The 14129-nt window shown below is 65.8% G+C and carries 12 protein-coding genes and 1 pseudogene; 7 read left to right on the plus strand and 6 right to left on the minus strand.

The genetic code is table 11. The annotated features are described in order from the left end of the window. Window positions 1–3 precede the first annotated feature (3 nt). The 3 genes from BLR75_RS07525 to uraH all read right to left on the minus strand — a co-directional run bounded on the left by BLR75_RS07525 (window position 4) and on the right by uraH (window position 3335). Window positions 4–1308: an ABC transporter substrate-binding protein gene (locus tag BLR75_RS07525; RefSeq protein ID WP_084311812.1), complete on the minus strand. Its 1305-nt coding sequence runs from the start codon at window positions 1306–1308 to the stop codon at window positions 4–6. Window positions 1309–1330: 22 nt separating this feature from the next. Continuing rightward, on the minus strand, window positions 1331–2680 hold the full coding sequence (locus BLR75_RS07530) for an outer membrane beta-barrel protein (protein WP_084311811.1): 1350 nt from the start codon (window positions 2678–2680) through the stop codon (window positions 1331–1333). Between the two features lie 301 nt (window positions 2681–2981). Further along, the gene (uraH, locus tag BLR75_RS07535) at window positions 2982–3335 is read right to left on the minus strand and encodes a hydroxyisourate hydrolase (RefSeq protein WP_084311810.1); all 354 of its coding nucleotides are present in this window, start codon (window positions 3333–3335) and stop codon (window positions 2982–2984) included. Window positions 3336–3713: 378 nt separating this feature from the next. Here uraH and puuE point away from each other — a divergent pair, with 378 nt between their 5' ends. From puuE to BLR75_RS07560, 5 genes are all read left to right on the plus strand, one after another. After that, the gene (gene puuE, locus BLR75_RS07540; RefSeq protein ID WP_084311809.1) at window positions 3714–4649 is read left to right on the plus strand and encodes an allantoinase PuuE; all 936 of its coding nucleotides are present in this window, start codon (window positions 3714–3716) and stop codon (window positions 4647–4649) included. Then, window positions 4646–5161, plus strand: coding sequence for a 2-oxo-4-hydroxy-4-carboxy-5-ureidoimidazoline decarboxylase (uraD, locus tag BLR75_RS07545; RefSeq protein WP_084311808.1), 516 nt, complete (start codon window positions 4646–4648; stop codon window positions 5159–5161). Before puuE ends, uraD begins: the two co-directional genes overlap by 4 nt. A gap of 105 nt (window positions 5162–5266) precedes the next feature. Continuing rightward, window positions 5267–6262: an allantoicase gene (gene alc / locus BLR75_RS07550; RefSeq protein WP_084311807.1), complete on the plus strand. Its 996-nt coding sequence runs from the start codon at window positions 5267–5269 to the stop codon at window positions 6260–6262. A gap of 57 nt (window positions 6263–6319) precedes the next feature. Continuing rightward, window positions 6320–6823 (plus strand): ureidoglycolate lyase, encoded by a 504-nt coding sequence (locus BLR75_RS07555; RefSeq protein WP_084311806.1) that lies wholly within the window; start codon window positions 6320–6322, stop codon window positions 6821–6823. A gap of 57 nt (window positions 6824–6880) precedes the next feature. Further along, window positions 6881–8209 (plus strand): urate hydroxylase PuuD, encoded by a 1329-nt coding sequence (locus tag BLR75_RS07560; protein WP_084311805.1) that lies wholly within the window; start codon window positions 6881–6883, stop codon window positions 8207–8209. A 353-nt stretch (window positions 8210–8562) separates the two neighbouring features. Here the strand turns inward: BLR75_RS07560 and tpx are convergent, their stop codons facing one another. Beyond that, window positions 8563–9063, minus strand: a complete 501-nt coding sequence (tpx, locus tag BLR75_RS07565) for a thiol peroxidase (RefSeq protein ID WP_084311804.1) — start codon at window positions 9061–9063, stop codon at window positions 8563–8565. 314 nt (window positions 9064–9377) lie between these two features. Between tpx and BLR75_RS07570 the strand changes: the two are divergent. Continuing rightward, window positions 9378–9992 (plus strand): annotated as a pseudogene (locus BLR75_RS07570) (cell wall hydrolase). 27 nt (window positions 9993–10019) lie between these two features. Here the strand turns inward: BLR75_RS07570 and BLR75_RS07575 are convergent. Further along, window positions 10020–10364, minus strand: a complete 345-nt coding sequence (locus BLR75_RS07575; RefSeq protein ID WP_084311803.1) for a cupin domain-containing protein — start codon at window positions 10362–10364, stop codon at window positions 10020–10022. Between the two features lie 251 nt (window positions 10365–10615). Between BLR75_RS07575 and katG the strand changes: the two genes are divergently transcribed. Further along, the gene (katG, locus tag BLR75_RS07580; protein WP_084311802.1) at window positions 10616–12817 is read left to right on the plus strand and encodes a catalase/peroxidase HPI; all 2202 of its coding nucleotides are present in this window, start codon (window positions 10616–10618) and stop codon (window positions 12815–12817) included. A 126-nt stretch (window positions 12818–12943) separates the two neighbouring features. Here the strand turns inward: katG and mltA are convergent, their stop codons facing one another. Beyond that, the gene (gene mltA / locus BLR75_RS07585; protein WP_090416023.1) at window positions 12944–14095 is read right to left on the minus strand and encodes a murein transglycosylase A; all 1152 of its coding nucleotides are present in this window, start codon (window positions 14093–14095) and stop codon (window positions 12944–12946) included. Between the last annotated feature and the right edge of the window lie 34 nt (window positions 14096–14129).

Genomic DNA, 14129 nt, shown 5'->3' on the forward strand with positions numbered 1-14129 from the left:
GGCTCAACTCCCGTAGACGATGGGCTGCATCTCGCCACCCAGCGGGATGTTCGGCGCGGTGCGGTTGGCGGTGATCACCAGGTCGTAGCCGAACTTCCCGCTCTGGCGCCACTGCCCGGCCACCAGCGGGGTCTTGGCGACGTTCTTCACCGGACCGTTCTTCCAGCTCACCGGGCCGACCACGGTATCCAGCCGGGTCGCCAGCAGCGAGTCGCGCACCGCCGCCGGATTGCCGATCTCCGGGGTGCGGCGAAGGATGTCCACCGCCAGCTCGAACAGCGCATGGACGAAGCCCAGCGGCTGGGTCCACTGCTTTCCGGTGGCCTGGGTGTAGCCCGCGGCCAGTTGCGCGGAGCTCTGCCCGTTCAGCGACGAGGCGAACGGATGGTTCGGGCTCCACCAGATTTCCGTGGACAGGTTGTGCCCGGCCGAGCCCAGCGTCTGCACCGCGGAGGGGAACAGCAGCGCCTTGCCCACCGACACTACCTTCGGCCGGAAGCCCTGCTGGCGCGCCTGGGTCCAGAAGGTGGCGAGGTCCGGCGGGATCACCACGCCGGTGACGATCTCCGCCTCGGCCTTGCGGAACGCGGAAATCTGCGCGGAGAAGTCGTCGGTCAGGCTCTGGAAGCGCCCCGGATCGACCAGCTGGAAGCCCTTCTGCGCCAGCACCGGCGGGAAGCCCAGCTTGCCGTCGCCCCAGGCGTTGCCGTCGCCATCGTTGGGGAACAGCCCGCCGATCACCTTGTTGCCCGGCAGTTCCTCCCACATCGCGGTGTAGGCGCCGATCACGTCCTCCAGACCCCAGAAGAAGTGGTAGGTCCACTCGAAGCCCTGCGCCGGATCGCCGCCACGGGTGAAGAACCACGGCTGCCACGGCGCGACGGTGGAGATGCACGGCACCTCGTTGATCTCGCACTGGTCGGACACCGGGTTGGTGGTTTCCGGGGTGGACGACACCAGCATCAGGTCGACCCCATCGGAGAGGATCAGCTCGCTCGCCACCTGCGCCGCGCGGTTGGGGTTGGACTGGCTGTCCTTGACGATGATCTCCAGGCGGTAGGACTTGCCGGCGATGTCGATGCGGTTCTTCAGCAGCTGGCCGATGCCGTCGATGATGAAGCGGTCGGCGGCGGCGAACGGCGCCAGCGGGCCGGTCTGCGGGCTGACGTAGCCGATGCGGATGACCTTCTCGCCGGCGAAGGCCGGAGCGCCCGGCAGGTTGGCGAGCACGGCGGCGCCGGCGACCGCGCCAGTGGCGCGCAGGAAGTCGCGGCGGCTCAGGCCGCCGGGCAGTTTCTTGTCGTTCATGTGGGGGACCTCGCGGTCAGGATCAGAAGAAGAAAGTGACGTCGAAGGAGCCGACCAGTTGGCGATCCTCTTCGCCATCGCCGAAGGCATCGCGGCCGCTGCCGTTGTGGATGTCGTAGCGCAGCTCGGGGCGCAGGCGCACGTTGGGGACCGGCGTCCAGGCCAGATTGGTGGTGAAGCCGTAGAAGTTGCCCCAGCTCGGGTCGGGGATGCCGGTCTCGGGATCGATGTTGGCCATCACCACGTGCACCGGCGCGGTGGTGTGGAACCACTCGGCGCGGCTGTTCCACATCAGGGTCGGGCTGAGGCGGTGGTACCAGTTGAGGTCGGTGCCGTACCAGCGGCCGTCGCGCTCGTCGGCGAAGGCCGCGAAGGCGGCGTCTTCCTGGTAGCCGTAGTTCAGCTCCACGGCCACGCGGTTCCTGTCGTCCAGCTGGTGGCTGAGGGTCAGGTAGGACTCGTAGCGGGTCAGGTCATCCTTCTCGGTGCCGGCGGGGATCGGCGAGCCGCAGGCGCATTCCGGGAAGCTGTCGCCGGAGCCGTTGCCATAGATGTTTTCCCAGTCGATCCAGGTGCGGAAGTCGGCCGAACGCCAGCGAACGTTGGCGATCACGTCCGGGTCGCCGTTGGGGTCCTGCAGGTTGTTCCAGCCCTGCACCAGGCCCAGCTCGAAGCCGAGCATGCTGCGGCCCTCCTCCTGCGGCAGCTTGAACGAGTACAGCGCGCCGGCGTGCTTGGCCGGGCCGTGCATGAAGGAATAGGTGTGGCTGTAGAAATCCGCCGGCGCCGGGCTGCCGAGGGCGAAGCCGATCTCGTTCTCCAGCGGCGTGTGGAAGATGCCGACCATCAGGTCCGAGCCGCCGAGCACCGGGAAGTAGAAGTCGAGATACGCCTGGGCGATGACGAAGTTCTCGTCGTCCGGATCGGCGGAGCGGTTGACGCCGAGGTCCTCGTCCCAGCCGTAGGTCTTGAAGAAGCGCGCGTCCTGGCCGTACAGCGCGGTGACGTTGAAGCCCCAGTCGGCCTCCTGCGGCATCGGCCCGGGGAACGGCCCGACGCGGCCGACCACGTTGCTCTTCGGCGCCTTCTCCACGGCCAGGGCGAACTGGTTGAGGTTGAAACCTTCGTCGTCGTTGAAGAAGGCCTGCTTGCTGACGTCGTCGCTGCCGTTGTCGTTGTAGATCCAGCCGGCCTGCGCCCAGCCGTGGACCTTGATGCCATGGTCGCGTTCGAGGCTGTCGCCGAACAGGCTGCGGAACAACGAGCCGCTGGGATCGCCGCCTTCGGCGAATGCCAGGGGTGATACGAGGGTTGCGCCGATCGCCGCGGGGACGAACAGACGCCGTACAAGCGAGGGCTTGCTGACGGGCATGGCTTTTTACCTTGTTCTTGTTTGAGCCGGTGCCGGAGGCCGCGCGGAGCGCTGGCTGGCGAGTCGAAGCTACAGCCCGTCAGGGATAGCAACAATCGCGGTTTCGGAGACTTGAGTGTTCGTGAAAACAGAACAATGGCGGGGATTCTGATCGTTCCCACGCAGGAGCGTGGGAACCATGGGAACTCCGTCTTCCCCGCGAACGCGGGGATCCAACAAACCGCCCGCGAAAAAAAAAGACCCGCCAAAAGGCGGGCCGAGGGAGACTCCACGAAGAGTCCGGGGGTGTCGGTCGCAGGCGCTAGCTGCCGCGATAGGTCGAGTAGCTGTAAGGAGAGATCAGCAGCGGCACATGGTAGTGATCGGCCTCGGAAGCGATGCCGAAGCGCAGCACCACCTGGTCGAGGAAGGCCGGGGTCGGCAGCTCGACGCCACGGCCACGGTAGTAGTCGCCGGCATTGAACAGCAGCTGGTAGACGCCGGCGCGGAAGTCGTCGCCCTGCAGCAGCGGCTCGTCGACGCGGCCGTCGTCGTTGGTCACGCGGGTGGCGATCAGCTCCAGCTGCTGGCCTTCCACGCGGTACAGCTCGATCTTGATCCCATGGCCGGGGCAGCCGTGGGCGGAATCCAGTACATGCGTCGTCAAGCGTCCCATGGGCTTTCGGCATTGCCGGCGATCCGGCGGATGCCTTCCTCCTTACGTAGTTGATCCGGTGGTGACAGTGGCCAGCGGCTGGCCGTGGAGCGAATATACGAAACGAATCGAGTTTTTGTATACAAAAATATCGCTAAATTTTCCAAATCGCGTACTCCCGCTTCGCTCTCCCCCGCACTCCAATCTGTTCCCAGCACATATATGGCGCGGATCGCCGGCCGAACCGGGGGTCCCGGCGGCGACAACGGAAAGCACATTTAGCGTTGCAGATTGTATTTACAGATCGCTATTCACATTGTATACAATAAGCCCATCACGGCTGCGCACACCGCCCCACCGGTCCAGCGCAGGTCGCCAACCACAACAAGGAACATCGCTGTGAGCGCAGACTACCCCCGCGACTTGATCGGCTACGGCAACAACCCACCCCATCCGCACTGGCCGGGCGAGGCGCGTATCGCCCTGTCCTTCGTGCTCAACTACGAGGAAGGCGGCGAGCGCTGCATCCTGCATGGCGATCAGGAGTCGGAAGCCTTCCTCTCCGAGATGGTCGCCGCCCAGCCGCTCAAGGGCGAGCGCAACATGTGCATGGAGTCGCTGTACGAGTACGGCAGCCGTGCCGGCGTGTGGCGCCTGCTCAAGCTGTTCAGGAAGCATGACCTGCCGCTGACCGTGTTCGCCGTGGCCATGGCCGCCCAGCGCCATCCCGAGGCGATCCGCCAGATGGTCGCCGACGGCCACGAGATCTGCAGCCACGGCTACCGCTGGATCGACTACCAGTACATGGACGAGGCCGAGGAGCGCGAGCACATGTTCGAGGCCGTGCGCATCCTCACCGAACTGACCGGCGAGCGCCCGCAGGGCTGGTACACCGGCCGCCTCGGCCCGAACACCCGCCGCATCGTGCGCGAGGACGGCAACTTCCTCTACGACTCCGACACCTACGACGACGACCTGCCCTACTGGGACCCGGCGAGCACCGCCGAGAAGCCGCACCTGGTGATCCCCTACACCCTGGACACCAACGACATGCGCTTCACCCAAGTGCAGGGCTTCAACAAGGGCGACGACTTCTTCGAGTACCTGAAGGACGCCTTCGACGTGCTCTACGCCGAAGGCGTGGAAGGCGCGCCGAAGATGCTCTCCATCGGCATGCACTGCCGCCTGCTCGGCCGCCCGGCGCGCCTGGCCTCGCTGGCACGCTTCATCGAGTACGTGAAGAGCCACGAGAAGGTGTGGATCGCCCGCCGCGTCGATATCGCCAGGCACTGGCACGAGAATCATCCCTTCCAGGCCCAGGAGAACAAGGCATGAGCCGCTTCCAGACCCTGACCCCGGCCAGCCTCGACCGCGCCGCCTTCGTCGCCGCCTTCGCCGACATCTACGAGCACTCGCCGTGGGTCGCCGAGAAGGCCTACGACCTGGGCGTGGACGACAGCCTGAACGAGATCGAGAGCCTGCAGCAGCGCATGGCCGACATCCTGCTGTCCGCCAGCCACGAAGCGCAGCTGGCACTGATCAACGCGCACCCGGACCTCGCCGGCAAGGCCGCCATCCGCGGCGAGCTGACCGCTTCCAGCACCGCCGAACAGGCCGGTGCCGGCATCCAGGACTGCACCGCCGAGGAGTTCGCCCGCTTCACCGAACTCAACGATGCCTACAAGGCGAAGTTCGGCTTCCCCTTCATCAAGGCGGTGAAGGGCAGCAACCGGCACCAGATCCTCGCGGCCTTCGAGGAACGCATCCACAACACGCCGGAACAGGAATTCCAGACCGCGCTGGCGGAGATCAACAAGATCGCGATGTTCCGTCTGCAGCAGCTCTGAACACCCGCACATGACGACCGTAGGAGCGAGCTTGCTCGCGAAGCTCTCTGGAATATTCGCGAGCAAGCTCGCTCCTACAGAAAGACAAGAACCAAGGAGAACAAGATGAGAACCTACAACGCTCCCTTCGAGAAATTCGTCAACCTGGCGGACGACCGCCTGGGGAGCAAGGTGATCAGCGTCACCGACGAGTGGTTCGCCGCCGCCAGCCGCATGCTGCAGGCCGCAGCGCCGGTGTGGAAGGAAGGCGTGTTCGACGACAACGGCAAGTGGATGGACGGCTGGGAATCCCGCCGCAAGCGCTTCGAAGGCTACGACAACGCGGTGATCCGCCTGGGCGTGCCGGGCTCGATCAAGGGCGTGGACATCGACACCAGCTTCTTCACCGGCAACTTCCCGCCGTCCGCCTCGTTGGATGGCTGCTTCTGCGTGGAAGGCGACCCGAACGAAGACACCCAATGGACCGAGGTGCTGTCCTCCGTCGAACTGAAGGGCAACAGCCACCACTACCACGAAATCAACGACGACCGTCCCTACACCCACCTGCGCCTGAACATCTATCCGGACGGCGGCGTCGCCCGCCTGCGCGTCTACGGCATCCCGTTCCGCGATTGGGCCAGGCAGAACCCGAACGAACAGGTCGACCTCGCCGCCGCCCTCAACGGTGGCCGCGCCCTCGCCTGCTCCGACGAGCACTTCGGCCGCATGAGCAACATCCTCAACCCGGGCCGTGGCGTGAACATGGGCGACGGTTGGGAAACCGGCCGCCGCCGCACTCCGGGCAACGACTGGGTGATCGTCGCCCTGGGCCATGCCGGCATCGTCGAGAAGATCGTCGTCGACACCCTGCACTTCAAGGGCAACTACCCGGAAAGCTGCAGCATCCAGGGCGCCTTCGTGAAAGGCGGCACCGACGGCCAGATCGAGACCCAGAGCCTGTACTGGCGCGAACTGCTGCCGAGCCAGAAGCTGCAGATGCACGAGGAGCACACCTTCGTCGAGCAGATCAGGGAACTCGGCCCGATCACCCACGTGCGCCTGAACATCTTCCCGGACGGTGGCGTCAGCCGTCTGCGCCTGTTCGGCAAGGTGGCGAAGTAAGAAGCCAGCCCTCTCCCAGAGGGAGAGGGGGACATACAACGAACAAGTAGACCAGCCATGCGTACCCTGAAGATCGAGCCGTTGACCAAGGAAGCCTTCGCCCCGTTCGGTGATGTGATCGAAACCGAAGGCAGCGACTATTTCATGATCAACAACGGTTCCACCCGCCGCTATCACAAGCTCGCCACGGTGGAGACCGCCCAGCCCGAAGACAGGGCGATCATCAGCATCTTCAGCGCCGAGGCACTGGAGATGCCCTTGCGCATCCGCATGCTGGAGCGTCATCCGCTGGGCAGCCAGGCCTTCATTCCGCTGCTCGGCAATCCTTTTCTGATCGTGGTCGCGCCACTTGGCGATGTACCGGTATCAGGCCTTGTCCGCGCCTTCCTGAGCAACGGAAGGCAGGGCATCAATTACCACCGCGGCGTCTGGCACCACCCGGTGCTGACGATCGAAAAGCGGGATGACTTCCTGGTGGTCGATCGCAGCGGTTCTGGCAACAACTGCGACGAGCATTTCTTCACCGAGGACGAGCAACTGCTCCTCTCGACCCCCAACTAAACTAATAAGAGAGGCCCACCCGCCGCGACGCCGGCGCTTGGGCAAGAGGTAACGACTGTGGAAGCACATCTCATCGAATGGCTAAACCTGCTGGTCCGCTGGATTCACATGATCGTGGGAATCGCATGGATCGGCGCATCGTTCTACTTCGTCTGGCTGGAAAACAACCTCAACCGGGTCAACCCGCGCGACGGGCTTTCCGGTGACCTCTGGGCGATCCATGGTGGCGGCATCTACCACCTGGAGAAGTACAAGCTGGCCCCGCCGAAAATGCCGGACAACCTGCACTGGTTCAAATGGGAAGCCTATGCCACCTGGATGTCCGGCGTAGCCCTGCTGACCATCGTGTTCTACCTGAACCCGGCGCTCTACCTGGTTGCCCCGGGCAGCGACCTGGCCCCGGCCGCCGCGGTCGCCATCGGCATCGGTTCGCTGGTCGCCGGCTGGTTCATCTACTCCGCCCTGTGCGACTCCGCCCTCGGCAAGACCCCTGCCCTGCTCGGCGGAATCCTGTTCGTCCTGCTGGTGCTCGCCGCCTACCTGCTGAGCCAGGTGTTCAGCGGCCGCGGCGCCTACCTGCACGTCGGCGCGATCATCGGCACCATCATGGTCGGCAACGTGTTCCGCGTGATCATGCCCGCCCAGCGCGCGCTGGTTAAGGCGATCGAGGAAGGCCGCGAGCCCGATCCGGTGCTGCCGGCCAAGGGCCTGCTGCGTTCGCGTCACAACAACTACTTCACCCTGCCGGTGCTGTTCATCATGATCAGCAACCACTTCCCGAGCACCTACGGCAGCCACTACAACTGGCTGATCCTGGCGTGCATCGCGGCGCTGGCAGTGATCGTGCGGCACTACTTCAACACCCGCCACAACGGCAACGGCATGGCCTGGGCACTGCCCGCCGGCGCGGTCGGCATGATCGCCCTGGCCTTCGTCACCGGCCCCAACAGCCTGCCCGCCGCCACCGGCAACAACGCGCAGGTCGAGAAGGTCGAGTACCAGCCGCTGCCGGGCACCGCCATCGGCGGCAAGACCGCAGCCGACCTGGCCAGGGAAGAAGCCGCCAAGCCCGCCGAACCGGCCGCCGCTCCGGCCGAGCAACCGGCGCAGGCATCGGCGGGTGGCGATGGGGAGTTCAAGAAGGTTCATCACGTGATCCAGGAACGCTGCACCGTGTGCCACTCGGCCAAGCCGACCAGCCCGCTGTTCAGCACCGCCCCGGCCGGCGTGATGTTCGACACTCCGCAGCAGATCCAGCAACTGGCGCCGAAAATCCAGGCCCAGGCCGTCGCCTCGCAGATCATGCCGCTGGGCAACATCACCCAGATGACCCAGGAAGAACGCAACCTGATCGGCGCCTGGATCGCCAAGGGCGCGCCCTACTGATCGCAATTGTTCCACCCACGAAAAAGCCGCGCTGAATAGCGCGGCTTTTTCGTTTGGGCGTGGGTACGTCACATTGGCGTGGCGATTGCCCTCACCCTCTCCCAGAGGGAGAGGGGACCGTTCGGAGTTGCCGGTTGGCACAGCGTTTCTCTCGATACCGTTGTGCCCCCTCTCCCTCCGGGAGAGGGCTGGGGTGAGGGAACCCCCAGCACCGAAGACATGTAGGGTGGATGAGGCTCTTTTTCATCCACCATGTCCAAACCGGATAGTGAGCTGTTTGGCGAGGTCTGCGACCTCGATGGTGGATCGATAGAGCGTGATCCACCCTACGTATCCATCGCGTCCCGAAAGGCTCAACCCAGCGCAGCGACCGCCGCGGCGTAGTTCGGCTCGTCGGCGATCTCGCCGACCAGCTCGCTGTGCAGCACCTTGTCGTTCTCGTCCAGCACCACCACCGCACGGGCGGCCAGGCCGGCCAGCGGGCCGTCGGCGATGGCCACGCCGTAGCTGGCGAGGAACTCACGGCCGCGCATGGTGGACAGGTTCACCACGTTCTCCAGGCCCTCGGCGCCGCAGAAGCGCTTCTGCGCGAACGGCAGGTCGGCGGAGATGCACAGCACCACGGTATTGCCCAGCGTGCTCGCCTCGGCATTGAACTTGCGCACGGAAGTGGCGCAGGTCGGGGTATCGACGCTGGGGAAGATGTTCAGCACCTTGCGCTTGCCGGCGAAGCTTTCCAGGGAAACATCGGCCAGATCGCCGCTGACCAGCTTGAACGCCGGAGCCTGTGCGCCTTTCTGCGGCAGTTGGCCTTCGACGTGGATCGGATTGCCCTTGAGGGTGACTTGAGCCATTGCTTGCTTCCTTCTATGTGGGATGACCGGTCGCCTGGGACCGGCTGGAAGGCCCGCGCCAGATGCTGGCGAGGCCGGAAGAATCGGGGCCGGGGAGTGATCCTAGCACGATCCCCCGGAGGCGGCGGGACTCCCTGTAGGAGCGGGCCATGCCCGCGAAACAATGCGGGTCGCGGGCATCGTCCCTACAAGGGTGGCGCCAGATAGCCCGTAGAACAGGCCTGATATCGAAATGGAATGATTTCGCCGCCATGCTGTCGATTCAGACAGGCCAATCGCCATCGGTTCGCGACACGCCGATGAAAGTCACCGCCATGCGTCTTTTCCGGATAGCCATCTGCCTCGCCGCCCTCTTCCTCTCCATCCCGGCACTCGCCGCCGACCCGCAGCAGAAAGCCGAAACCGCGCTGGACAAGGCCGAGGTGCTGGAACAGGCGGCCAAGGACGGCGCAGTCCCGCCGCCCTCCGGCGAGGCGATCACCCGCAGCGAAGCCCGGGCCGTCGATCCGGCCGGTGCGGCGCCGCTGGACGATCCGATCACCTGCCTCGCCCGCTCCATCTACTGGGAAGCCAAGGGCGCTCCGGCCAGGGACATGGAAGCGGTCGCCAGCGTGGTGATGAATCGCCTGGAGCATGAGGGTTTCCCGCGCACGGTCTGCGGGGTGGTCAAGCAGGGTTCGGAGCGCGGCGCCTGCCAGTTCTCCTGGTGGTGCGACGGCCGCCCCGACCGGGTGGTGGAGGACGACCGCTACAGCCTCGCCACCGACGTCGCGCGCAAGGCGCTGAACCAGTAACTGCGCGACCGCACCGGCGGCGCGCTGTACTTCCATGACCGCAACGTGCACCCGGCCTGGGCAGACCGGTACCTGCGCACCGCGCAGAGCGGGCGCTTCCTGTTCTACAAGCCGAGGAACGGGATGGCCCGCTAGGGCCACCCCTGTGCCGACGCGAGTCCGTCAGGCGAAGACGAAATACTTGCGCACGGTTTCCACCACTTCCCAGGTGCCCTTCATGCCCGGCTCGATGACGAACACGTCGCCGGCCTTCAGGTGGACCGGCTGCTCGCCTTCCGGGGTGATGATGCAGTAGCCGTCGAGAAAGTGGCAGTACTCCCACTTCTCGTAGTTCACCTCGAACTTGCCGGGGGTGCAGATCCAGGTGCCCATGATCTTGCTGCCGTCCTGCGAGACGTAGGCGTTGAGGTTCACGGTGTGCGGGTCGCCACCGATGCGCTTCCACTTGGTGGCGTCCAGCACCGGGGTCGGACAGGTTTCGCGCAGGACGGTGATGAAGTCGGACATGACAGCTCCAGGTCGATCGGATGAATGGTCCGTCACCATAGGTCCGCCTGGACTGGGGCAGTTGCCTGGTTTCGACCCCGAGTTGCCTGGAAGCGCAGGCCATTTCCCCTGCCTGCCGCGCTTCTCCGACTACATCTTTCACATTGCCTTACTACTATGAATGCCATGCCCAAAACCTATTGGTTGGGTCGCTACATGGAATCCAAGCTGAATAGAGTGGTTAGCTGACGACAAAACAAGAGGACAGATGCATGTCAAGTGAAGCGAAGTGCCCGTTCTCGGGCGGCAAACACGCCACGGCCGGCGGGGCTCAGTCCAACGCAGACTGGTGGCCCAATCAACTCAATCTGAACATCCTCCATCAGCACTCCCCGCGGGGCAATCCGCTGGGCGCCGATTTCAACTACGCAGAAGAATTCAAGAAACTCGACCTCGACGCGGTGATCAAGGACCTCCACGCCCTGATGACCGACTCCCAGGACTGGTGGCCCGCCGACTACGGCCACTACGGCCCGCTGTTCATCCGCATGGCCTGGCACGCCGCGGGCACCTACCGCATCGCCGACGGCCGTGGCGGCGCCGGCACCGGTGCGCAGCGTTTCGCACCGCTCAACAGCTGGCCGGACAACGGCAACCTCGACAAGGCCCGGCGCCTGCTGTGGCCGATCAAGCAGAAATACGGCAACAAGCTGTCCTGGGGCGACCTGCTGGTTCTCACCGGCAACGTTGCGCTGGAATCCATGGGCTTCAAGACCTTCGGTTTCGGCGGCGGCCGTACGGACATCTGGGAACCGGAACAGGACATCGACTGGGGCCCGGAAACCACCTGGCTGGGCGATGAGCGCTACAGCGGCGAGCGCGACCTCGCCAATCCGCTGGCCGCGGTGCAGATGGGCCTGATCTACGTGAACCCGGAAGGCCCGAACGGCAATCCGGACCCGCTCGGCTCGGCGCAGGACGTACGCGAGACCTTCGCGCGCATGGCCATGAACGACGAGGAAACCGTCGCCCTCACCGCCGGCGGCCACACCTTCGGCAAGTGCCACGGCGCCGGCGACCCGTCGCTGGTCGGCCGCGAGCCGGAAGGTGCGGACGTCGAGGACATGGGCCTCGGCTGGAAGAACGCCTTCGCCAGCGGCAAGGGCACCGACGCGACCACCAGCGGCCTGGAAGGCGCCTGGACGCCGACGCCCACCAAGTGGGACATGAGCTACTTCGAGACCCTGTTCCGCTACGACTGGGAACTGACCAAGAGCCCGGCCGGCGCCAACCAGTGGAAGCCCAAGGGCACCACCGGCGACGGCACGGTGCCGGATGCCCAGGAGCCGAACAACCCGGCCAAGCGCCATGCGCCGATGATGACCACGGCGGACATGGGCATGCGCATGGACCCGGTCTACGAGAAGATCTCCCGCGACTACCTGGCCAATCCGGACAAGTTCGCCGACGCCTTCGCCCGCGCCTGGTTCAAGCTGACCCACCGCGACATGGGCCCGCGCTCCCGCTACCTCGGCCCGCTGGTGCCGAAGGAAGAGCTGATCTGGCAGGACCCGGTCCCCGCCGTCGACCACCCGCTGGTCAACGATCAGGACGTCGCCGCCCTCAAGGCCAAGGTCCTCGCCTCGGGCCTGTCGATCCCGCAACTGGTCTACACCGCCTGGTCCTCGGCCGCCTCCTTCCGTGGCAGCGACAAGCGCGGCGGCGCCAACGGCGCGCGCATCCGCCTCGCCCCGCAGAAGAACTGGGCGGTCAACCAGCCGGCCGAGCTGGCGAAGGTCCTGGAAACCCTGGAAGGCATCCAGAAGGACTTCAACGCCGCCCAGTCCGGCGGCAGGAAGATCTCCCTGGCCGACCTGATCGTGCTGGCCGGCAATGCGGCGGTCGAGGCCGCGGCGAAGAAAGGCGGTCAGGACGTGACCGTACCGTTCGCCCCGGGCCGCACCGACGCCTCGCAGGAGCAGACCGACGTCGACTCGTTCGCCGTGCTGGAACCGGCGGCCGACGGCTTCCGCAACTATGTGCGCAAGGGCCTGGAGGAATCGGCGCCCGCGCTGCTGGTGGACAAGGCGCAGCTGCTGACCCTTAGCGCTCCGGAAATGACCGTGCTGATCGGCGGCCTGCGCGCCCTGGGCGCCAACTACGGGAACAGCAAACACGGCGTCTTTACCAGTCGTCTGGAAACCCTGAGCAACGACTTCTTCGTCAACCTGCTGGACATGCGCACCAAGTGGCAGCGCTCGGCCTCCGACGAAGGCGTGCTGGAAGGACGCGACCGCGCGACCGGCGAACTCAAGTGGACGGGCACCGTGGTCGACCTGGTCTTCGGCTCCAACTCGCAGCTCCGGGCCATCGCGGAGGTCTACGCATCCACCGACTCGCAGGAGAAATTCGTGCGTGACTTCGTGGCTGCCTGGACCAAGGTGATGAACCTCGACCGTTTCGACCTGGCCTGACCGGGTCGTGAGACGCAGCCTCGGCCGGGCGACTGGCCGAGGCTGTTTTTTTGCGGGAGCGCGCGATGTCGCGGGCATGGCCCGCTCCTACAGGTCAATTCCTGCGCCGCCCTCTGACGGCGCATGTCACAACACGCTCGGCAGCGCCGCATCCTTCGGCCACAGCAGCCAGATCCGGCCTTCCTGCTTCATGTGCCCGGCCAGTTCGCCGGCCTCGGCGCCGGTACCCCAGAACAGGTCGGCGCGGACTTCGCCGGTGATCGCGCCGCCGGTATCCTGCGCGGCCACCGGGCGCACCACCGGGCTGCCGTCAGGTTTCGTGGTGGAAAGCCAGAGCAGGCTGCCGAGGGGGATCACCTTGCGGTCGATGGCCACGCTGTAGCCGGCGGTCAGCGGCACGTTGAGCGAGCCGCGCGGGCCTTCGCTGCTGTCCGGGCGCGGGCTGAAGAACACGTAGCTGGGGTTGCTCGCCAGCAGTTCCGGCACGCGCTCCGGATGGGCCACGGCCCAGTCGCGGATGCTGCCCATGTTGACGTCTTCCTTCTGCAACTGGCCCTGCTCCACCAGCCAGCGCCCCACCGGCCGGTATGGGTGACCGTTCTGGTCGGAATAGCCGACGCGCAGTTGCCGGCCGTCCTCCAGCTGGATGCGCCCGGAGCCCTGGATCTGCAGGAACTGCAGGTCCATCGGGTCCTGCAGCCAGGCCAGCACCGGCGCCTTCACGCCCTCGCGGCGGATGGTGTCGGCGTCGTCGTAGGGCCGGAGCACGTTGCCGTCGAGACGGCCGCGCAGGCGCTTGCCCTTGAGTTCGGGATAGACGCTGTCCAGCGCCACCACCACCAGGTCCTCCGGCACGCCGTAGACCGGCACCGGAGTGCTCTCGGTGGGCTCCAGGCTGCCCGGATAGACCGGCTCGTAGTAGCCGGTGATCAGGCCCTTGGCGCCGTTGTCCGGCGAGCGCAAGCCATATACCTGCAGATTGTCCTGGAGGAAGTTGCGCACCGCGCCGGCATCCTCCGGCACCTCGGTCGCGCCACCGCAGGTCGCCGACCACACCGGGTCGCGGGCCAGGCGGGCGCAGGCCGAGCGCCAGGCATTGAAGCCGGCCAGCAGGTCGGCGTCGCCGGTAAGCGGCAGTTCGCTCCAGTCGGCCTTCTCATAGGTGGCGACTCTGGCCGGCTCGGTGGTGCCGGTGTCGCGGTCGCAACCCGCCAGCAGCGCGATCAGCGGCGCGGTGCAGAACAGCAGCCGGCGCCAGTGGGAAATGCGGAAAGTCACGCGATGAATTCCTGATGATCTTTCGGGGCCGGCT

This window comes from Pseudomonas jinjuensis, assembly GCF_900103845.1.
Classification (GTDB): Bacteria; Pseudomonadota; Gammaproteobacteria; order Pseudomonadales; family Pseudomonadaceae; genus Pseudomonas; species Pseudomonas jinjuensis.